This is a genomic window from Actinorectispora metalli (genome assembly GCF_056323685.1).
The window spans coordinates 2191238-2211169 of record NZ_JBREYE010000001.1 but is presented as its reverse complement, the minus strand read 5'-3'; the positions used below and the strand labels follow the sequence as shown (position 1 = coordinate 2211169).

The following is a 19932-nucleotide window of genomic DNA, read 5'->3' as shown; positions in this document are numbered from 1 at the left end:
GGGTGACCTGTCAAAGTTGACCTCGTGTCCGCACCGCAGCAGCGCCTCCGCTACGACGCGATCACCCGGCAGCTTGAGCCGCCGTTCGCGATCGTCGACCTCGACGCTTTCGACGCCAACGCGGCGGAGATGGCGGGCCGCGCCGCGGGCAGACCCATCCGCATCGCCAGTAAGTCGGTCCGCTGCCGTGAGCTGATCGCCAGGGCCCTGCGTGCCCCCGGCTACTCCGGTGTGCTCGCGTACTCGCTGCCCGAGGCGCTCTGGCTTGTCGAGACGGGGACCGCCGACGACGTGGTCGTCGCCTATCCGACCGCCGACCGCGCCGCGTTGCGCGCACTGGCCTCCAACCAGGATGCCGCCGACAAGATCACGATCATGGTCGACAGCGTGGCACAGCTGGATCACATCGACAGCGTGCTCGACCGGCCGCGTCCCGACCTGCGCATATGCCTCGAACTGGATGTCTCCTGGCGCCCGTTCCAGCGGTGGGGGCTGCGCAATCCCCATGTCGGTCCGCTGCGCTCCCCCGTGCACACGCCGGCCCAGGCCGCGGAGTTCGCCGTCGCCGCCACCAAGCGGGCGGGGTTCACCCTCGTCGGACTGATGGCCTACGAGGGCCAGATCGCGGGCCTCGGCGACGAGCCGCTGCGCCGTCCGCTGAAGGGGCTGGCCATCAGGGCGATGCAGCGCCGGTCGTTCGCCGAGTTGGCCGAGCGCAGGGCGGCGATGGTGGCCGCGGTCCGCTCGGTGGTGGATCTGGAGTTCGTCAACGGCGGTGGCACCGGCAGCCTGCACCTCACCGCGGCCGAGCCCGCCGTCACCGAACTCGCGGCCGGATCGGGGCTGATCGGCCCCACTCTGTTCGACCACTACCGGCGGTTCCGCCCAGAACCCGCGGCACTGTTCGCGCTGCCTGTGGTCCGCAAGCCCGCACCGGGGATGGCCACGCTGTTCGGGGGCGGGTATATCGCCTCCGGGCCGCCGGGAGAGGACCGTTCGCCGTCGCCGTACCTGCCTGCCGGGCTGCGGCTGCGGGAGATGGAAGGCGCGGGCGAGGTGCAGACCCCGGTGCTGGGCGCGGCCGCACGGGAGCTGGAGATCGGCGACCGGGTGTGGTTCCGGCACGCCAAGGCCGGTGAGCTCGCGGAGCGGTTCGCGACCTACCACTTGGTCAGCGGGAGCGAGCTGGTCGCAGGCGTGCCCACCTACCGGGGCGAACAACAGGCCTTCGGCTGAATTCGATGCTCGGTCAGCTCTCGCTGAAGCGCTTCGCCAGGTAGCCGCGGACGATCTCCTTGGCCTCGCCGACCACCGTCTCGTCCCCGTCGGCATGCATCCGGAAGGCGAGCTTGAGCACCGCGTCGGCCGCCTCCACCGCCACCGCCATCGGAATCCGCAGCTTGTCCGCGGGCAGGTCGAAGCGCTCGGCGATCAGCGCCGTCAGCCCGTCGGTGATGACGGTGTTGTTGTCCTTGGCCTCGTCCAGCAGCCGAAGGTCCACCACGTCGCCGAAGTGCAGCTGGCCGAAGGCGGGCACGTCGCGGTGCATCCCGATGTAGATGTCGAACATCGCGTCGATGCCCTCCCACCAGTGCGCGAAGTTCTCGCTGCTGAACCGCTCCTCGACTCCCGCGAGGAAACGTTCCAGGTTGCGCAGCGTCAGAGCCTGGACCACGGCGCGCTTGTCCGGGAAGAACTGGTAGAGCGAGCCCACCGCGACACCGGCCCGTTCGGCGATGAGGGTGGTCGTCACGCCGTCGTAGCCGAGCTCCTGGATCAGCTCGGCACAGGCGTCGAGCATTCTCTCAACACGCTGCGCGCTGCGCTGTTGCACCGGTCGGCGGCGTAGCGGGGCGAGGTCAGCGGACACAGGTTGCTCCTTAGGCGCGCGCTTGGAATTCATTTTGCCCCGTTCAGGCTATGAATATCTTTCGCGTGAAGCCGAAGTATCCAAAGTGAGTGCGAATCGCGTTGATCGTCGGTGTTGCCGCGCAGCCTGACCGCTCCCATGGGGGCAGCGTGGCCCGACGCCGTTTCAGCTAGATCATTTGTAGACCCATTGACTCCGTATGGTCCTGTCGATACTCCTCTTCGTGACTGAATCGAAACACCTGTTTGGCCCATCTTCCCACCAGTCGGACGTCCGACCCCTTCGGGCGCGCCCGGCAACGCATAGGCCAGTGGGCAGCGGTCGCGGGAGGCGACCACTGCCCACTCGATATCTCGTGGACGGGCCCACGAGATCAACTGGACGCGAAGACGAGGAGATAGCTGTGGCGGCGCCCACTCGGGGGATGGGCGCCGCCACGAGGCGGCCGCATACCGGTACTGGTCGGGGGAGGGGTTCGGCAGCACCGTGCAACGGTCACCTGGTCGGGGCCGAGAACTTTCGGCGGTCTCCGTCTCCGCTATGCAGTTGTCAGCAAGGTTTTCAGCGGCCGGCGGTCAATGCCCTGCGGTCGGGGGAGCGCATCACAAGACCGCCGGCCACCACGAGACGGCTTGCCGAGTCGGGTCCAGGCTCGGGGGGTGCCCGGGACTCGGTGCCGTCCGCCCTTACCTGGCTCCCACCGCCATCCTCGTCGGGGGTTCGATGGTGGTGGGGCGAAGATGCCTGCCGGGCCTGCGGACAAGCCCACCGGCAACCAGGTGCTCGTAGGCAGAGCGCCATACCGAGCAGGGAGATCTGTGCTGACGCCACCGAGTCGAACACTCGGGGCAATTCCCCCGCCCGTCCGCCTCGTGCGCGGCCAGTAGCTCACGCCAGAAGTCGGTCATGCGGGGAAGTTCGGTGCGGGCCGCCGATACCAGCGATGGCCCGTCGGCGCGGTTGGCGAGGTCGGTGAGCCGGTCGAGTCGTTCCCACACCGCGTTGCGCAGTACCTGGCCGAGTATCTCGTCCACGACTTCAGTCACCGTCACCTTTCATTTCCGCAGCCGCATGGCGTAGTGCTGCCCGCAGGCCGTCGACCTCGTCCGTCGACAACACCGCGGTTTCACCAGGTGGTCCGAGCAGCACCACCCTGTCCGCGTCGACGAGAACGGTCAGCAGGCGCCTGCGGTTGCCGACGTCGCGGCAGTCCACCTGCCAGGCGGGCCGGTCGTGCGCTGCTTCCCCGCTGTCGTCGAACGCCGCTTCGGCGTCCTCGCAGGCAATCGGGGCGGCTCGCGTCACGACCTAAGCTCTCCTGGAGTTCTCGTACGTATCGCTTACGGATGACTACATTGCCGCCGCAGGCCGGAGACGGGGATGGTTCCAGCGCCAACCGGTGCGGGTTTGACGACGAACGGTCAGTTGACTTCAGTGCGGCCGATCAGCTACGCCGATGTGGTCTTCACCGAGCCAGAGTCATGCCTTTACTCTGCGGTTGACGCCCAGCGGAGCGGAAGGGGCGCTAAATGAACACAATCGGTTCCGGGGACTCTCCTGTTACACCCGATGTCTGGGAGAAGCAGGAGATGCGGGATGTACTCGCGGCCCGAGACATCAGCTCTGTCTACCGGTTGCTGTGCCGCCATGGGGTATCCCAGCGGCAGATAGCGGCGCTCACTGGCCAGTCACAGTCCGAGGTGTCGGAGATCTTGAAGGGCCGCCAGGTCATGGCTTACGACGTGCTGGCCCGGATCGCGGACGGCCTTGGCGTCCCCCGTGGGTACATGGGTCTGGCCTATGACGAGACCACCGCAGCGCGGAGTGCCGGATCGGGCGGATGCCAGGAGGCCGAGGAGGACGAGTCGGTGAAGCGAAGGAAGTTTCTCGCGCATGCCGCAGCAGTCACGATGGGTGCTGCGGTATTCGGCGCGGACAAGGGAACGTGGGTGCCGAGTACGGCGCAGACCCCGGCCCCCAACCGGATCGGGATGACCGATGTCCGGCAGATTCAGGCGGCCACCACGGCGCTGCGGTCGCTGGACTACCAGTACGGCGGTGGTTTCTGCCGCGATGCGGTGGTGGCACAGCTGTCCTGGGCGCGTCAGCTGCTCAAGGCGCGGCCCGGGACGGACGAGGTGCGCAAGCGGCTGTTCATGGCTCTTGCGGACCTGCACAGCCTGGCGGGCTGGACGTCGTTCGACACCGGTCTGCTCGACCCGGCCCGGGATCACTTCGGCCAGGCGCTCGGCTACGCCAAGGAGGCGAAGCACGATTCGCTGGTGGCCAACATCCTGTACCGGATGGGCAGGGTCTATTTGCACCACGACGCGCCCAACGACGCGTTGAAGCTGTTCCAGCTCGGTCAGCTGGCCGCGCAGGAGTCGGGTTCGGCGCTGACCGTCGCGGTGCTGTGTGCCAACGAGGCCTGGGCGTACGCGATGCTCAACAAGCCGGACCAGGCGATGACCATGCTTGGCCGGACGAAGGACGAGTTCGCCAGGGCGACCCGCAACGACGACACCCCGGACTGGGTGCGGTTCTTCGATGAGCCGGACCTGTACGGGATGATCGGCTCGGTGCACTACTCGCTGGCCGAGTTCGACGAGAACCGGGCCAAGCAGGCCCCGTTGGCCGTCACCGCGCTGTCCAAGTGCACCGACGGCTACCAGCAGAACATGCAGCGCAGCCACGTCTTCGGGCTGAGCATGCTGGCCACCTCCCACATCAAGGCGGGGAACCTGCACGAGGGTCTGCACGTCGGTGAGCAGGCGCTCAGGCTCGGCGAGCAGGTCAAGTCGCACCGGGTTATCGACCGCATCGAACCGCTACAGCTGGAAGCGGCCCGTTACAAGAACAACGGGGACGCCCGCGACCTCGCAGAGCGGATCAAGCAGTTCAGGACGACGTGAGCACCCAGCCAGGGGCCACCTTGAACGGCCGGTACACCAGGGAGAAGCTCACCGCGGCCCTGCACGCGGTGTGTGAGGTCGCCGGTCTGGACTCCTCTGGCGCCAGGCTGCTCAGATTCGTGAACAACGGCGTGTTCCGCCTGGCCAGGCACCCCGTCGTGGTCCGCATAGTGCTGACGCCCTCGCTGGCACATCGCGCGACCAACGTGGTGAATGTGGCCCGGTGGCTCGCCGAACACGGATTTCCCGCCGTGCGGCTGCTGCCGGGAATCACGCAGCCGCTGCGGGTCGGCGCACACGTGGCCACGCTGTGGCAGGCGGTGCGGGACGACGGCCCTCGGCCGGTGGCCGACGGGCTGGCCAGGCTGGTGCGGCAGATGCACGAGTTGCCGCGTCCGGGTTTCGCGCTGCCCACCTGGCGTCCGCTGGACGATGTCCGGCGGCGCCTGGCGGATGCCGAGGAACTCGACCCCGGCGACCGCATCTTCCTTGAACAGCGCTGCCTGCGGGCCGAGCGCAGGCTCCGCGAACTGCGGTACGCGTTGGGGGAGGGCGTGATCCACGGCGATGCCAGGCTGGGCAACATCATTCCCAGTCCGGCGGGGCCGGTGCTCTGTGACCTCGACTCGGCCTGCCTTGGGCCGAGGGAGTGGGACTTCACCCCGATGGCGGTCGGCCACCTGCGGCTGGGCAGGCCGCGTTCGGACTACCAGAAGTTCGCCGACGGCTACGGCTTCGACGTGCTGGGCTGGCCGGGGTTCGCGGTGCTGCGTGAGGTGCGCGAACTCAAGCTCGCCACCAGCGTGCTGCCCATCCTGCGCAGCAATCCCGACGTCCGGGTCGAACTGCGCCGACGGCTGGACTGCCTGCGCGCGGGCGACGATGTCACCCGCTGGACGCCGTTCTAGCCTGCGCGGCCTCCACCCTCACATCGGTGACTCGCCGACTCGATCGTGGCGGTAGGATCGGGTGATCTTGCGCAGGCGTGCGACGTTGCGTGAGATATGTGCGGAGTCGAGACACGATCGCGCGTAACGCGTTGAAAGCCGATGGCGATGGTCAGACAAACTGGTAGCACTTGGTGCTACAGGTTCCTGGTGGCCTGCATTTCGGTTTCCCGCGGTGGGGTGGCCGTTTGCGCGACGGGGGTTGGCAGATGACGAAGTTCGGCCAGCGCTACCGGCTCTTTGGTTGGCGGGCGCGGCGAGCGCTGCGTGCCGCCGCTCTGCTGGACCAGGTGGTGGACAGCCAGTTGCCGTTGCTCACCGGGCTGTCCGAGGTCAACCGCAGGCATTCCGCCGAGTACCTCGCCGAGCTTGTCATGCTTGCCCAGTCCTACCGCCACTACGCCGCGGGCTGGATCGACCGCCGGGAGTTGGAGCACCGAGGCAGGCGGGCCGTGCTGGACCTGGAGTCGCTGCGCGAGCGCAGGCCCTCGGCTCAGCTCACCGAACGGGACTGACCACTTGCCGATGGGGCGGGTCGAGACGGTGTGCCTCCACGAGACCAACCACGTTCTTGAGGTCTCGAGAGATGGCTATCGGTGAACGGTCGGATTGTTGCGCCGAGCGGTAATCGGTCGCGCTGAACCCGCCGAATTCTCCACAAACATCCACAGATCGCGTGAAGTTATCCACAGACCTGTGGGCAGTCCTGTGGACTGGTAGTTCCACGTTGAACAATTCAGAGCACCTGAGCCGTGCTCATGGCCGACGCGATGCCGATCGCGAGGCCCATGATGGCCAGTTCGGCCCCCGCCCAGGTCAGCAGCGGCACGGTCCGGTGCGCCGCGATCGCGGGCACCATTTTGTCCCGCAGATAGCCGCCAAGGCCGACCAGCGCGAACAGGCAGAGGGCCTTGGCCAGTACCAACTGCCCATAGCCGGTGCCGAACAGGGCCGAGATCAGCGGCATGTCCGGGATGGTGGTCAGCCGGACCGCGGCGTTGGCCAGCCCGCTGATCGCCACCACCGTCAGGCACAGTGCGGCGAGTTTGGCGAACCGGGGCATGACCGAGGCCAGCAGCCCCCGGAAGGGGGTGACGAACAACAGCAGCGTGCCCAGTCCGCCGACCCAGGCGGAGGCCGCGGCCACGTGCAGCCCCATCGACACCAGCGCCAGCTCGTGGTTGCCCGCATCGGCCGGATGCCCCGACAACGCGACCGGCATGGCCCCGAGCAGGCCGAGCACCAGGCTCAACTCGGCAGGAACCCGGTTGTTCGACCGTGTCGAGAACACCGCGAGCACCCCGTAGGCGACCGCGCAGACGAACGTGAGCAGCAGCGCCCGGCCCAACGCCAACGTGGTGATGTAGCGGAGGAACTCGGTGCTGCTCAGACCCAGCCCCGACGGCACGATTTCGGCTGCCCGCAGCCATAGCTGCACCACGGTGGCCACCGCCCAGCCCGCGGCCGTGCACACCATGGCCTGCCGCATCCGCGTGAGCACGGCCTCCCGGCTCCGGCCGCGTTCGCCGCGGAGAAGGAAGCCCAGTGCCCCCAACCCGACCGCGGCCACCGCGAAGACGTTGACCAGCAGCCTCGCCACCGGCAGCCCGACGGTCACCACCGGGCTCGGCGTCGCGATGCCGGGCACGGGGTCGGGCGCGGTGGCCAGCGTCCCGCCGAGCAGGCCGAGGCCGGTCACGGCGACCACGCCGCCGACCAGCATGAACCTGCGGTCGGTGAGGAGGCTGACTGCGTTCACCCGACTCCCGTCCCTTGCTCGTTAGCGTTCCCGGCCGAACCGGAGTGCCGCGATCAGACCCGCGGCCAGCAGCACGATTGCTCCAACGATCCACGGCCAGACAGGAGCGGCCGTTGACGTTGTCGTTGGCTTATCGTCACCGGCCGGTGACGGTGGCGCGGTCGTGGTGACCGGTTGGCCGGTGCCCGCATTCTCCAGCGTGAACTTGACGCCGCCCATCACGGGATGGCCGTCGGCGGAGACGATCCGGTAGCCGATGGTGTACTCGCCGACCGGGCCCAGCGGAGCCAGCCTCGCCAGCACCGCGTTGCCGTTGACCTCCACGGCGCCCTCGGTGGCCCACGAGGTGTTGTTCGGCCCGGTCACCGACACCCGGTTGTAGCCCCGCTGAATGGGCTGGTCGAAGACCAGGCGCACTTCGCGCGGGGTGGCGGCCAATGTCGTTCCGTTCGCCGGGTCGCTGCTGACCAGCGTGTTGTGCGCGAAGGCCTGCACCGGGCTCGCGAGGAACGCGAGCCCGGCCACGGCCAGCGCGGTCAGCAACCGCCTCATGCCGAGCCTCCACCCCGCTTGCGGAGCAGCGCGCCGACACCGACACCCAGCCCGAGGGCCCCGACCGCGAGGCCGGCGCCGCCGAGCAGCCGCGCCGTGTCATCCGTGCCCGCGGCGCTCGCCGCGGCGTCATCGGTCGTGCCACCGTGGTGGTCGCCGCCCGCCTCCTTGCTCGCGGTCAGCTTGAGCACCGGCGCCGGGTACTCCGGCTCCTCGGCACCCTCGGCGGGCGGTGGGGCGTCCCACTTCACGACCTTGCCGTCGTCATAGGTCTGGGTGGCCGCCAGCACCAGCTGGTCCTTATCCTCGGGAAGCTTGCCCGCGGAGACCTCGAACTCGTTGAATTCGTTGGGCCCGATCCGCACGCCTGCCTGGGCGGTCCAGGTGATGGTGTCGACCACCTCGGTGATCTGCGCGCCGTGCGACTCGATCGGCTTGTCGAGGGTCCGCTTGGTGACCGCGGCGGTCCAACCGGGCATCGGCTTGGTCCGCACCGAGGTCAGCGTGTGCCCGTCGGGCAGCTTGACCTCCAGCTTGACCGTGCCCGCCGTGCTGGACTCGTTGGGCACCCGGAACGCGAGCTTCGCGTAACCGCCCTTCGCGGCCTCACCGGGCTGAACGGTCACGTGTGCCGCGGCGATACCGCCGGTGGCGAGCAGCAGCGCGAGGCCTGCGGTGGCGGCGGAGGCGATCCGCACGATCCTTGTCGTGGACATGTCTCTCCGTAATCTCCAAAGCTCGATTCGACGCGACCGACGGCTCAGGCGTGGTCGCGGTGACTAACGAATGACTGGGGATCAGGAGGTGATAGGAGGGCCACGGTGCCCGAGCACCCGGCGGAACAGCACCGCCAGCAGGTAGCCGACGGCGGTGGTGCGGACCATGACGGCGCCGCAGGCCACGGCCACCGGTGCGGCGGGCATCCGCCGCGGCAGCAGCATCCGCAGCGCGGCGGCCACCGCGAACACCAGGGTCTCCGCCCTGGTGACCAGCGCCGCGGTGAGCAGCGTCGCGACGAGGTGGGCCGCGAGCATCGGGCCGGGGAGGAAGGACTCCAGCGCGGACGCGGCGACGTGCCGGTGCGCGATGCTCTCCAGCGCCGCGTGCAGCACCAACTGGAAGGTCCCGAGCGTCACCGTGACCGCGACGATGCCGCGTTGCCGGTCGGCGAGCGCGGTGCCCGCGCCCGCCAGCAGCAGCGCGACGAGCACGGTCACCGCGATGCTGGGCGTGTTCCCGTCGGCGAGCGCGTGCGCCGCCAGTGACATGGCGGCCGCGGTCCCGGCGATGAGGATGCCGCGACCCGCGCGCAGCGGGCCGCTGACCGGCGGCGAACTGCGGCGGGTTGGTGCGGGCACGAGGTCAGCCTATGCCGACGACAGGGCGCGCAGACAGCCCGCGGTGGTTGCTGGTGGGTTGCGAGACAGCCTCGCGGTGATCAGCCCGGCTCGATCAGACGCCGAGCCAGTTGAGCAGGTCCTGCTCGATGCGGTCGAGTTCGGCCGCGACCGCGCGGTGGGTGGAACGCCTGCGGCCGCTGGGCATCCGCTCGGCGGCGGCGACCGCGGCGGACAGCGCGGCCAACCGGTTCTCGCTCTGCGTGATCAGACGGTGCGCGTCGGCAAGGTCCTCGGGCTTGCCGTTCCCGCCCGGCGCGCCCTCCTTCTCCCGCTTGCGCAGGTCGCCAAGGGCCGCTGTGATTCCCGCCATCCTCGCCTGCAACGTCGCGCCGCGGCCGGAGTAGGCGGCCAGTTCGGCGATGTCCACGCCGAGTTGTCTGGCCCGCCGCCGGTCGTAGCCCTCCCGCAGCGTCGTCGCCGCACGCAGCACGAACGGCAGCAGCACCGGCCCGAGCACCTTGGCCAGCCCGACGAGGTTCTTGGCTCGTCCCGGCGTGAGCTGCGGAAGCCGCCGTTTACCGCTTGCCATGATCGGCACCTCCTCGAGCTTCGCCTTGCGGGCAGGGTAGCGAGCCAAACGCCGCTGGAGCGGGAAGGCCACGCTGCGCGGCGCAGAGCGAATGGTGCGGCATCCGTATCGACACTGCGCCGACCGGGGCATGAGCGCTACAGAGCGTGCCTTTCCGGCCGCACCGGGTTCAAAAGATCACCGTGCCGCCAGGCGCGAACGAGGGTGTGGACATTTACGCTGCTGACGTGAGTTCCGCGGTGATGCTCGATTCCGGTGTCGTGACGAGATGCCGTCGACGAGTGCACCTCGACCACGATCCGGCGATGGTCGATGTGGACAAGGCGCCACCGGATCCGGCCGGGCTGCAACGGCGAGCCGATGCCATGGCACACCGCAGGGCGGTGGCCGACCGGTTGGCCCGCCTGGCGGGTCCGGACTGGACCGAGATTCCCACCGACATGCCCTTTTCCGACCGAGAACGCGGCACGCTGTCGGCGATGCGGGCGGGCGCCCGCTACATCTGGGCGGCCGCGTTGCCGGGAGATGCCGTCGGCGGTCGCCGCGGCAGCATCGACCTGCTGGTGCGGGATGGCAACGGCTATGTGCCGGTGCTTGTGGTGCGGCACAAGGTGACCGACCCCGGCCAGGGGGCGAAGACCTCCCCGGTGTCCGAGCCGCTGCCCGGCGGCGCCCGGACCGACCCGCTGCGCAAGGCCCGACCCCAGCCCCGTGACCAGCTTCGGCTGGCGCACGCCGTGCGCATGCTCCAAGCGGCGGGTTTCGCCGCGGGTGGCCGGGCGCTGGCGGGCGTGATCGGGTTGGACGCCGACACCGTGCTCTGGCACGACCTCGAGGCACCCACCTGGCCGGGCGGGCGCACCGCTCTGGCCGAGTACGACGCCCGCTTTGCCGACCGGCTGGCGGTGGCGGCCGCGGCGGCCACCGGCGCCGAACCGCTGGCCAGGGCGTCCCGCATCGTCGACTGCCGCACCTGCCCGTGGTGGGCAAGCTGCGAGCAGACGCTGCGCGAGGCCCGGGATGTGAGTCTGGTGCTGCGCGGCGAGGACGCGGTGGCGATGCGGGCCGTCGGCATCACCACGGTGGACCGACTGGCCGAACTCGACCCGGCGGGCGAGCCGCCGACACCTATGGTGGGCATGCCCTTCGCGGACGCGGTGCTGCTGGCCAGGGCGTGGCTCGCTGACCTGACCCTGGTGCGCAGGGTGGAGCGGGTCGAGGTGCCGAGGGCCGACGTCGAGGTCGACGTGGACATGGAGAGCTTCGGTGACTCCGGCGCCTACATGTGGGGCTGCTGGCTTTCCGGCGCCGATGTCGGTGAACCGCACGGCTACCGCGCTTTCGTCACCTGGGACCCGCTGCCCTGCGCGGACGAGGGCCGCTCCTTCGCGGAGTTCTGGAACTGGCTGACCTCGATCCGGTTGCGGGCCAGGGCACGCGGCTACAGCTTCCGCGCCTACTGCTACAACGAACTGGCCGAGAACCGCTGGATGCTGGCCTCCACCGAGCGCTTCGCCGGACAGCCCGGTATCCCGCAGTCGGACACGATCAAGGCGTTCATCGCCTCGCCGCAGTGGGTGGACCTCTTCGGCATCGTGCGGGAGCAGTTCCTCTGCGCCCACGGCAAGGGCCTCAAGACCATCGCGCCCGCCGCGGGCTTCGCCTGGCGGGATCCGGAGGCAGGCGGCGAGAACTCCATGCGCTGGTACCGCGACGCGGTCGGCATCGACGGCGGTGAACCCCGGTTCGACCAGCGGGAACGGTTGCTGCAGTACAACGAGGACGATGTCCGGGCGACCTGGACCCTGCGTCGGTGGATGAGCGCCGAATCGGTCTACCAACTGCCCTTCGCGGGCGACCTCGCGCCCCGGGTGCCGGTGACCGAGGTCGTGCAGCCCGCGGCCCCGGAGCCGCTGCCCGTGCAGCCGGTCAAGGCGCCCACCCGCAAGCGCACCTCCGCGGCGACCCGCAACGGCGCCGCCCGCCGGACCACCAAGCGGGTCGACGCGGCGGGCGAGCCGCCGGAGGCGTCCACCGAACCCCAGCCCGCGTCGACCCGGCGCCGCAGGCGGCGGGGCGGTGCGCCCCGGCCGGCCGACGACGCGCAGTAGCTCAGCGGGGCGCCATGCGCAGGGCGCCGTCCATGCGGATGACCTCGCCGTTGAGGTAGTCGTGCTCGACGATCGCGACCGCAAGCTGGGCGTACTCGTCGGGCCTGCCCAGTCGCTTCGGGAACGGCACGCCGGAGGCCAGCGTGGCGCGGAACTCCTCGGTCACACCCGCCAGCATGGGGGTGTCGATGATGCCGGGTGCGATGCACATCACGCGGACGCCCACCGAGGACAGGTCGCGGGCGGCGGGCAGGGTCATCCCCACCACCCCGCCCTTGGACGCGGCGTAGGCGGCTTGGCCGATCTGGCCGTCGAAGGCGGCGACCGAGGCGGTGTTGATCACGACGCCGCGCTGGCCCTGCTCGTCGGCCTCGGTGGCGGCGATGGCCTGGGCGGCCAGCCGCAGCACGTTGAAGGTGCCGATCAGGTTCACCTCGACGACCTTGCGGAACAGGTCGAGATCGTGCGGGCCCTGCTTGCCGAGCACTCGGCCCGCCCAGCCGACGCCCGCGCAGTTCACCGCGACGCGCAGGGGCACCCCGGAGGCGACCGCCTGGTCGACGGCGGCCTGCACCTGGTCGGTGTCGGTCACGTCGGCCTCGACGTAGGTCACGCCGGAGACGGGCTCGGCCTCTTTCACCGCTGTCGGGAGATCCAGCGCGAACACCTGCGCGCCCCGCGCGGCCAGTGCGCGTGCGGTCGCCCCGCCGAGGCCAGAGGCACCGCCGGTCACGACTGCCGCGGTTGTGGTGATCTCCATTCCGCTCCTCCGTTGTCCTTCTCGCCTGCCACCCGTCGATCTCCCGGGCGCGCTGAAACGGACAGGCGAGCCGCCTGTCCGTGTCAGGACCCTAGTTGGTGGGCGAATGGCGACAACGGCGTTGTGGTGGATTGCTCGTCAGTCGCGGGGAGCGGCGTCTCTGCGGCGGTCCACCAGCAGGTGAATGACGATCAGCGGCAGGCTCACGGACAGCGACGCCCCGACGAACAATGCGGTGACACCCAACAGCTCCATAGCCGAAAAGCCTGGTCGGAGGGCTGCGGTCCGCGCGTCGGCCGGTTGAGTGCCACGACGGCACCACGGGGCGAAACCGATTGTCACGGATCGTTACCGAGTGCCCGGCGGGCAGCAGGCGTCGATCTCCGCGAGGTCCGCGGGCGTCGGCACCCACTCCACCGCGGCCGCGTTGTCCCTGACCTGCGCCGCGGTGGTGGCGCCCGCGATCACCGAGGACACGGTGGGCTGAGCGGCCAGCCAGCCGATGGCGACCCGCAGCATCGAGACCCCACGCTGGTCGGCGAACGCCCTGATCCGCTCGATGCGGTCCCAGGGCGCCTCGTTGAGCAGCCGCTGCCGACCGACCAGCCTGCTCCCGGCGGGCGCGGCGGCGCCCTGCCGGTACTTGCCGGTGAGCAGCCCGTTGGCCAGCGGGAAGTACGGCAGCAGGCCGACACCGAAGCGGCGGCAGGCCGGAATGACCTCGCGCTCGACCTCCCGCTCCAGCAGCGAGTAGTGGTTCTGCGCCGATACGAAGGGCGCGAGGTGGGCGGTGGATGCGGTCCATGCCGCGTCGGCGAGTCGCCAGCCCGCCAGGTTGCAGTGCCCGGCGTAGCGGATCTTGCCCTCGCGCACCAGGTCGTCCAGCGCACCGAGGGTCTCCTCGACCGGCGTCGCAGGATCGGGCCGGTGCAGCTGGTACAGGTCGATCCAGTCGGTGCCGAGCCTGCGCAGCGAGGACTCCACGGCCCGCCGGAGGTAGCGCCGCGAGCCCCGCGCGCCGAAGTCCGCGCCGTTGGCGCCCTGCATGTCCATGCCGAACTTGGTCGCGATCACCGCGTTGTCGCGGCGGCCCGCCAGCGCCTTGCCCAGCAGTTCCTCGCTCTGACCGCGGGGAGCGCCGTAGACATCGGCTACGTCGAAGAAGTTCACGCCCGCGTCGAGCGCGGCCTCGACCAGCGCCCGCACCCCGTCCAGGTGCTCGGTCGGAGTGCCGGGCCTGCCGAGGTTGTTGCAGCCCAGCCCTACCGCGCTGACCGCGAGGCCGGAGTCGCCGAGACGTCGTTGCTCCACGAGACGTGACCCTACGTCCAAGGTCACATCCGCGTCACCGCCGGATTTTGCCGAAGCAAGCACCGAATCCCGCCCACCCGACCTCGCCGCTGGGCATCATGGTCGTGTCCAGTTGGGCTAAACGACACCTGGATGTGTCACCATGCGCCCGCCTTGGCCGGGTGCTTGGGTGTGTCTCGCGGTAATCGGCAGAAATCGGCGCGCAGAAGACGGGGTGGTGTTCGGGTGTTCGCCAGGCGGATCGCGGTTGTGGGTACCGGCTACGTTGGCCTCACCACGGGGGCGTGTCTGGCCTCTCTCGGCCACAAGGTCATCTGCGCGGATGTGGACGAGGCCAAGGTGGCACGGCTGGCCGATGGCCAGGTCGGCATCCTGGAGCCGGGCCTCGGGGAACTCGTCGCCGAAGGACTGGCCGCGGGCAGGCTGCGGTTCGTGGTCGGGGCGCGCAACGCGGTCGACGACGCCGAGGTGGTGTTCCTGTGCGTGCCGACGCCGATGGGCGAGGGCGGCGCCGCCGATCTGGCCGCGGTGGAGTCGGTCGCGGCCGAGGTGCGGGAACTGCTGCCGCGCGGCTGCGTCGTGGTGAACAAGTCCACGGTGCCGGTGGGCACCGCGGCGCGGGTCGGCGGCCTGCTCGGCCGCGACGACATCGCCGTGGTCAGCAACCCCGAGTTCCTCCGCGAGGGCTCCGCCGTGCACGACTTCCTCAACCCCGACCGCATCGTGGTCGGCTCCGACGCCCAGGATGCCGCGGAGCGGGTGGCCGCCCTGTACGCCAGGCTCGGCGCGCCCACGGTGCTCACCGACGCGGCCAGCGCCGAGATGGTCAAGTACGCCGCGAACTGCTTCCTTGCCATGAAGCTCTCCTACGTCAACGCCGTCGCCGAACTGTGCGAGCGGCTTGGCGCCGATGTCGCCGACGTGACCGAGGGCATCGGCTACGACCGCCGCATCGGCCAGTCCTTCCTGCAGCCCGGGCCGGGCTGGGGTGGCTCCTGCCTGCCCAAGGACACCCACGCGCTGATGCAGGTGGCCGCGGCCGCGGGCTTCGACTTCTCCCTGCTGCGCTCCACCATCGAGACCAACACCCGCCAGCGGGACCGCATGGTCGACAAGGTGCGGGCGGCCTGCGGCATCGAGCCCGGCGGCAGCCTCCATGGCGTGCGGCTGGGTCTGCTCGGCCTGACCTTCAAGGCCGGTACCGACGACCTGCGTGACTCGCCCGCGCTGGCGGTGGCGCAGCAACTTGCCGCCGAGGGCGCCGAGCTCACGGCCTACGACCCGGGGGTGCCCGCCGCCGTGGCGGGTGCGACGGACATGGTCACAGTGGTGGACGACCCGTACCAGGCGGCCAAGGGCGCCGCGGCGCTGGTGCTGCTCACCGAGTGGCCGGAGTTCCGCGTGCTGGACTGGGCCCGGCTCGCCGAGGAACTGCTCGGCAAGGTCGTGGTGGACACCCGCAACCACCTGGACCCCGATGTGCTGCGCCGCTCCGGCATCTCCTGGTCCGGAGTGGGTCGCGCCACCGTGCGCTGAGCTTCTACCGTCGAGGGGTGTTCACCACTCGACCGGAACTCACCGGCACCCACGGCATGATCGCTTCCACCCACTGGCTGGCCTCCTCGGCAGGCATGGCGGTGCTGGAGAAGGGCGGCAACGCCTTCGACGCGGCGGTGGCCGCCGGGTTCGTGCTCCAGGTGGTCGAACCGCATCTGAACGGCCCTGGTGGCGAGGTGCCCGCCTTGTTGGCCCCGGCGGGCGCACCGCCGCGGGTGCTGTGCGGGCAGGGTGTCGTGCCCGCGGACGCGACCATCGCGCACTACCGGGATTCCCTCGGTCTGGACCTGGTGCCCGGCACGGGGCTGCTGGCCGCCACCGTGCCGGGCGCCTGGGACGGCTGGCTGGTCCTGCTCCGCGACTACGGCACCCTGTCGCTGCGGGAGGTACTGGACTACGCCATCGGTTACGCCCGCAACGGGTTTCCGCTGGTAGAGCGGATCTGTACGACGATCGGCTCGGTGGCGCCGATGTTCACCGAGCACTGGCCCACCTCGGCAGCGCTGTGGCTGGCAGGCGGGCGCCCGCCCGCGGCGGGCAGCCGGTTCCGCAACCCGGTGCTGGCGGACACCTTCGAGCGTCTGCTGCGCGAGGCCGAGGCCGCCGGGGCGGATCGGGAGCGGCAGCTTGAGGCGGCGCGGCGGGCCTGGTCGGAGGGGTTCGTCGCGGCGGAGATCGACCGCTTCTGCCGGCAGCCGGTGCGGGATGACTCCGGTCGGGATCACGCGGGCGTGCTCACCGGCGATGACCTGGCCCGGTGGTCGGCGAGCTATGAGGACCCGGTGCTCGTCGACCTGGCGGGCGGCTGGACGCTGGCGAAGCTGCCCGCCTGGAGCCAGGGCCCCGTGCTGGCCCAGCAGCTGCGCATGCTGGACGGATTCGCCGCCGACCTGTCCTATGCGGACGGCGTTCCGACGGAACGGACCGTTCACCTCGCGGTGGAATGCGCGAAGCTGGCGTTCGCCGATCGCGAGGCCTGGTACGGCGATGTGCCTGACGTGCCGCTGCGGACCCTGCTCGGTGCCGAGTACGCCGCGGACCGGCGGCGGCTGGTCGGGGACCGCGCCGACCGGGAACTGCGGCCCGGCTCCCCGGGCGGCCTCGCGCCGCGGCTGCCGGGGTTCGTCGCCGACGGCGCCGGCGCGGGCCTCGCCGAGGGCGGGACGGAGCGCGGGCTGGGCGAGCCGACCGTCTCGCCGACCGGCCGGACCCGGGGCGACACCGTGCACATCGATGTGGTGGACCGCTGGGGCAACCTGATCTCGGCGACGCCGTCGGGCGGCTGGCTGCAATCCTCGCCGCTGATCCCGGAACTGGGGTTCTGCCTCGGCTCGCGGGCGCAGATGTGCTGGCTGGAGCCCGGCCTGGCCAGTTCGCTCGTGCCGGGGAAGCGGCCCCGGATCACGCTCAGCCCCTCGCTCGCGTTGCGCGGTGGGAAGGCGGTGCTGGCGTTCGGCACACCCGGCGGTGACCAGCAGGACCAGTGGCAGGTGTGCTTTTGGCTCGCCCACACGGTCGGCGGCCTGAACCTGCAGGCGGCCATCGACGCACCCGCCTGGCACTCGCTGTCCTTCCCCAGTTCGTTCTACCCGCGCAACTGGGCGCCGGGACGGCTGGTCGTGGAGTCCAGGATCGGCGCGGAGAACCTCGCGGCGCTGCGCGGGCGGGGCCACGAGGTGGTCGACGCCGGGCCGTGGGCGCTGGGCAGGCTCTCGGCGGTGTCGCGCGACCCGGAAACGGGTCTGCTGCGCGCCGCGGCGAATGCCCGTGGTGCGCAGGGATACGCGGTCGGGCGCTGAAAATATCTCGGGGCGCCAGGTATGACACCTGGCGCCCCGAAAGACTTGCGGCTAGATCACTTGGTGTGGTCCAGCAGCGGGGAGTTCACGCAGTTGTTGGCCTCAGGCGAAAGGACGTCCGCGATCACGGCGATGACCGCGACCTCGTTGCCGCACAGCTGCACGTTGACGGCGTTGATGTTGTTGTCGTCGACGGCGTTGACGCCGTCGTTGTCGTGGCTGTCGGCGAAGGCCGGGGCACCCAGGGTCATCAAGCCGGCGGTAGCAGCGAGCACACCGGCGGCGGCGCGACCAATCTTGCGCATGTCCGCACTCTCCAAGTTCTCGTGTAATTCCTGCAGAAGAAATTTCCGCCCAGCCTGCGGGAGGCTGACTGGGTTCGGCGGAGTCAAGCTAGTGCGAAACCCCGGGCCGAACAAAAACCGGAAACACAGAAGAGTGATCCACTAATAAGCCCGAAAAGGGTTATCAAGGAGCGCAGAAAGGGTCATTCTGGGATCTGCTTCGTGCAACTACTTCCACCTGCGGTGGGGAAAAATATGAACAACGCTCAGCTGGTCACCGATAAGTGGCCCTTGACGGATTAAAAATTAACTTAAAGTAACGATCGCCCCTCGCAGGTCGGCCGTCGCGAGTTGCGAGGGAGTGGCCGAGTCCTCGACACGCTGCCCGTTCGACGGCAGGAAGGAATCTTTCCGCTGGTCCCCGGCTTGACTCGGGTAAGGCCCGGCTTGCCGCACTGATCAACTCCGACGGATGGTATTAAGCGGTGTGTGTCAGCCGTGGAAGCCGTTCGAGCCCTGGGAAGTCGCCTCGCCCGCCGATGTCACACCCGCGTCGCGGCAGGCGGCTTGGAGGGCCGCGCACAGCTCCTGGGCCTCCTGGACCGTGAGGATGGCGCACTCGGCGGGTGGTGCTTGGATAAAGATCACATTTGCGCCACCGCGGACCTGCAGTTTGCTCAGCCGGTCCAGGGCGTCATGGCAGCGCACTTCGTATCGGCGACCTGGAAAACCGGACATCATTGCCCCTTCGGTGGCTTGGGAGCGTCTCGACATTGCCAGCTCACAGGGCTGGTCAAGCGCCTAATCGGAGATTGTTTCCGGCGCGTGGAGAAGACGGGCTTTCATACTAGCATTGAGCGCTCAGAATTAGAGTACTCCGAACGCTCGAAGTGGAAAGTCACTCAGCGTGTATCAGTTACTGGCGTTACACGCCTAACCACGCCAGACTTGTAACGCTCTGCTGCAAATGATGGGCCGAGAGTCATTACTCCGGTCCCACGTCGATACAAGGAGGTACGCGTGGCCGCAAGCCCAACCGTGCGTCGGAGGCGGCTCGCGGCTGAACTGCGTAGGTTGCGAGAAGCCGCCAATCTCACTCATCAGCAGGTTGCCGACCGCCTCGGAATAGGCTTCTCGCGGGCCAAGATCAGCCACATCGAGATGGCTCGGGTCGCTGCCCGCCCCATTGATGTCAAGGCCATGCTTGAGCTCTATGGCGTCAACGGCGAGGAGGCCGAGCAGCTGCTGTTGCTGGCCAAGGACGCCAAGCAGAAGGGCTGGTGGGATTCCTTCGCCTCGATTATGCCCGACTCGCTGCGGGCCTACGTGGGGCTGGAGTCGGCCGCGAGCTCGATCCGCACCTTTCAGCCGCAACTCGTCCCGGGCTTGCTGCAGACCCGGGCATACGCACATGCCCTCGCCGTCGCGGAGCCCGCGCATCGCGCCACCGATGTGGAGCGGTGGGTGGAGCTCCGGATGACCCGGCAGGAGGTTCTGTTTCGCTCCGATCCGCTGAGGATGTGGTCCATCCTCGACGAAGCCGTGCTCCGCCGTCTGGTCGGTGGCAAGAAGGTGATGCGCGAACAGCTGTGCCAGCTGCTCGCCACCGCCGACGAGCCGAACGTGACCATCCAGGTGCTGCCCTTCGAATCGGGCGCGCATCCGGCCATCGATGGTCCGTTCAGCGTGCTGGGTTTTCCCGAACAGGGTGACCCGGACGTCGTCTACCTTCCCATGCAAACCGGCAACCTCTACTTGGAAAAAGAGGTCGAGATAGCCCGGTATTCACTGCTGTTCGACCACTTGCAGGCGTCAGCTCTATCTCCCGGCCAATCGCTCGCGTTGATTCGCAGCCTAGTGAAGGAGCAGGAGAAATGAGAACGCTGAATCCGATGGTGGAGGGCGTTTTGACGGAGGCGATGCATGTCTCCAGGTACCGTTCCATCAATTGGCGGAAAAGCAGTAGAAGTAGCAATCAAGGCGAGTGTGTCGAGGTTGCTTTTCTCACCAGCCGAATGGTTGTGCGCGACTCCAAGGACCCCCTGGGGACGGCGCTGCTCTTTCTGCCGCCGCAATGGGAAGCATTCGTGGGTGCGGCGAAGAACGGTGAGTTTCGTTTCTGAGAACTGAACAGGCCGGAC

General features: G+C 69.3%; 21 protein-coding genes. 9 read left to right on the top strand and 12 right to left on the bottom strand.

From position 1 onward, the window contains the following. Window positions 1–24: 24 nt before the first annotated feature. Window positions 25–1236, top strand: a complete 1212-nt coding sequence (locus ACU6XJ_RS10335; RefSeq protein ID WP_476309054.1) for an amino acid deaminase/aldolase — start codon at window positions 25–27, stop codon at window positions 1234–1236. 13 nt (window positions 1237–1249) lie between these two features. Here the strand turns inward: ACU6XJ_RS10335 and ACU6XJ_RS10330 are convergent, their stop codons facing one another. The 3 genes from ACU6XJ_RS10330 to ACU6XJ_RS10320 form a co-directional block, all read right to left on the bottom strand. After that, entirely contained in the window at window positions 1250–1903 is a 654-nt protein-coding gene (locus ACU6XJ_RS10330; protein WP_476309051.1) for a TetR/AcrR family transcriptional regulator, read from the bottom strand. 653 nt (window positions 1904–2556) lie between these two features. Then, a complete protein-coding gene (locus ACU6XJ_RS10325) occupies window positions 2557–2904 on the bottom strand; it encodes a hypothetical protein (RefSeq protein ID WP_476313913.1) in 348 nt (115 codons plus the stop codon). A gap of 4 nt (window positions 2905–2908) precedes the next feature. Continuing rightward, entirely contained in the window at window positions 2909–3175 is a 267-nt protein-coding gene (locus ACU6XJ_RS10320) for a hypothetical protein (protein ID WP_476309049.1), read from the bottom strand. A 224-nt stretch (window positions 3176–3399) separates the two neighbouring features. On the opposite strand from ACU6XJ_RS10320, the gene ACU6XJ_RS10315 reads away from it, so the two are divergent. The 3 genes from ACU6XJ_RS10315 (at window position 3400) to ACU6XJ_RS10305 (ending at window position 6244) form a co-directional block, all read left to right on the top strand. Beyond that, the gene (locus ACU6XJ_RS10315) at window positions 3400–4782 is read left to right on the top strand and encodes a helix-turn-helix domain-containing protein (RefSeq protein ID WP_476309047.1); all 1383 of its coding nucleotides are present in this window, start codon (window positions 3400–3402) and stop codon (window positions 4780–4782) included. Continuing rightward, a complete protein-coding gene (locus ACU6XJ_RS10310; RefSeq protein ID WP_476309044.1) occupies window positions 4779–5690 on the top strand; it encodes a phosphotransferase in 912 nt (303 codons plus the stop codon). The genes ACU6XJ_RS10315 and ACU6XJ_RS10310 overlap by 4 nt, the downstream gene beginning before the upstream one ends. A gap of 248 nt (window positions 5691–5938) precedes the next feature. Further along, window positions 5939–6244, top strand: a complete 306-nt coding sequence (locus ACU6XJ_RS10305) for a hypothetical protein (protein ID WP_476309042.1) — start codon at window positions 5939–5941, stop codon at window positions 6242–6244. 221 nt (window positions 6245–6465) lie between these two features. Here the strand turns inward: ACU6XJ_RS10305 and ACU6XJ_RS10300 are convergent, their stop codons facing one another. The 5 genes from ACU6XJ_RS10300 to ACU6XJ_RS10280 form a co-directional block, all read right to left on the bottom strand. Further along, entirely contained in the window at window positions 6466–7488 is a 1023-nt protein-coding gene (locus ACU6XJ_RS10300) for a copper resistance D family protein (protein WP_476309041.1), read from the bottom strand. A 21-nt stretch (window positions 7489–7509) separates the two neighbouring features. Continuing rightward, window positions 7510–8040 (bottom strand): copper resistance CopC family protein, encoded by a 531-nt coding sequence (locus tag ACU6XJ_RS10295; RefSeq protein WP_476309038.1) that lies wholly within the window; start codon window positions 8038–8040, stop codon window positions 7510–7512. After that, complete coding sequence (locus ACU6XJ_RS10290) at window positions 8037–8756, bottom strand: YcnI family copper-binding membrane protein (RefSeq protein ID WP_476309036.1); 720 nt, start codon at window positions 8754–8756, stop codon at window positions 8037–8039. Before ACU6XJ_RS10290 ends, ACU6XJ_RS10295 begins: the two co-directional genes overlap by 4 nt. 81 nt (window positions 8757–8837) lie before the next feature. Further along, a complete protein-coding gene (locus tag ACU6XJ_RS10285; protein ID WP_476309033.1) occupies window positions 8838–9398 on the bottom strand; it encodes a hypothetical protein in 561 nt (186 codons plus the stop codon). 94 nt (window positions 9399–9492) lie between these two features. Further along, entirely contained in the window at window positions 9493–9969 is a 477-nt protein-coding gene (locus ACU6XJ_RS10280) for a DUF6474 family protein (protein WP_476309030.1), read from the bottom strand. Window positions 9970–10196: 227 nt separating this feature from the next. Between ACU6XJ_RS10280 and ACU6XJ_RS10275 the strand changes: the two genes are divergently transcribed. After that, window positions 10197–12080 (top strand): TM0106 family RecB-like putative nuclease, encoded by a 1884-nt coding sequence (locus tag ACU6XJ_RS10275; protein WP_476309027.1) that lies wholly within the window; start codon window positions 10197–10199, stop codon window positions 12078–12080. A 1-nt stretch (window position 12081) separates the two neighbouring features. Here the strand turns inward: ACU6XJ_RS10275 and ACU6XJ_RS10270 are convergent, their stop codons facing one another. Together ACU6XJ_RS10270 and ACU6XJ_RS10265 are read right to left on the bottom strand one after the other, a co-directional pair. After that, on the bottom strand, window positions 12082–12840 hold the full coding sequence (locus tag ACU6XJ_RS10270) for an SDR family NAD(P)-dependent oxidoreductase (protein ID WP_476309024.1): 759 nt from the start codon (window positions 12838–12840) through the stop codon (window positions 12082–12084). Between the two features lie 348 nt (window positions 12841–13188). Beyond that, the gene (locus ACU6XJ_RS10265) at window positions 13189–14151 is read right to left on the bottom strand and encodes an aldo/keto reductase (protein WP_476309021.1); all 963 of its coding nucleotides are present in this window, start codon (window positions 14149–14151) and stop codon (window positions 13189–13191) included. 225 nt (window positions 14152–14376) lie between these two features. On the opposite strand from ACU6XJ_RS10265, the gene ACU6XJ_RS10260 reads away from it, so the two are divergent. Together ACU6XJ_RS10260 and ACU6XJ_RS10255 are read left to right on the top strand one after the other, a co-directional pair. Then, window positions 14377–15687, top strand: coding sequence for a UDP-glucose dehydrogenase family protein (locus ACU6XJ_RS10260; protein ID WP_476309017.1), 1311 nt, complete (start codon window positions 14377–14379; stop codon window positions 15685–15687). 17 nt (window positions 15688–15704) lie between these two features. Then, on the top strand, window positions 15705–17507 hold the full coding sequence (locus tag ACU6XJ_RS10255) for a gamma-glutamyltransferase family protein (RefSeq protein WP_476309014.1): 1803 nt from the start codon (window positions 15705–15707) through the stop codon (window positions 17505–17507). Window positions 17508–17563: 56 nt separating this feature from the next. On the opposite strand, the gene ACU6XJ_RS10250 is transcribed toward ACU6XJ_RS10255, so the two are convergent. Next, window positions 17564–17812 carry a hypothetical protein gene (locus ACU6XJ_RS10250; RefSeq protein ID WP_476309012.1) on the bottom strand — a complete coding sequence of 83 codons (249 nt, stop codon included), beginning with the start codon at window positions 17810–17812 and terminating at the stop codon, window positions 17564–17566. Between the two features lie 471 nt (window positions 17813–18283). Further along, the gene (locus ACU6XJ_RS10245; protein WP_476309009.1) at window positions 18284–18439 is read right to left on the bottom strand and encodes a hypothetical protein; all 156 of its coding nucleotides are present in this window, start codon (window positions 18437–18439) and stop codon (window positions 18284–18286) included. 372 nt (window positions 18440–18811) lie between these two features. Here ACU6XJ_RS10245 and ACU6XJ_RS10240 point away from each other — a divergent pair, with 372 nt between their 5' ends. Both ACU6XJ_RS10240 and ACU6XJ_RS10235 read left to right on the top strand, forming a co-directional pair. Next, the gene (locus ACU6XJ_RS10240; protein WP_476309006.1) at window positions 18812–19669 is read left to right on the top strand and encodes a helix-turn-helix domain-containing protein; all 858 of its coding nucleotides are present in this window, start codon (window positions 18812–18814) and stop codon (window positions 19667–19669) included. After that, entirely contained in the window at window positions 19666–19914 is a 249-nt protein-coding gene (locus tag ACU6XJ_RS10235) for a DUF397 domain-containing protein (protein ID WP_476309004.1), read from the top strand. Before ACU6XJ_RS10240 ends, ACU6XJ_RS10235 begins: the two co-directional genes overlap by 4 nt. The last annotated feature ends 18 nt before the right edge of the window (window positions 19915–19932 follow it).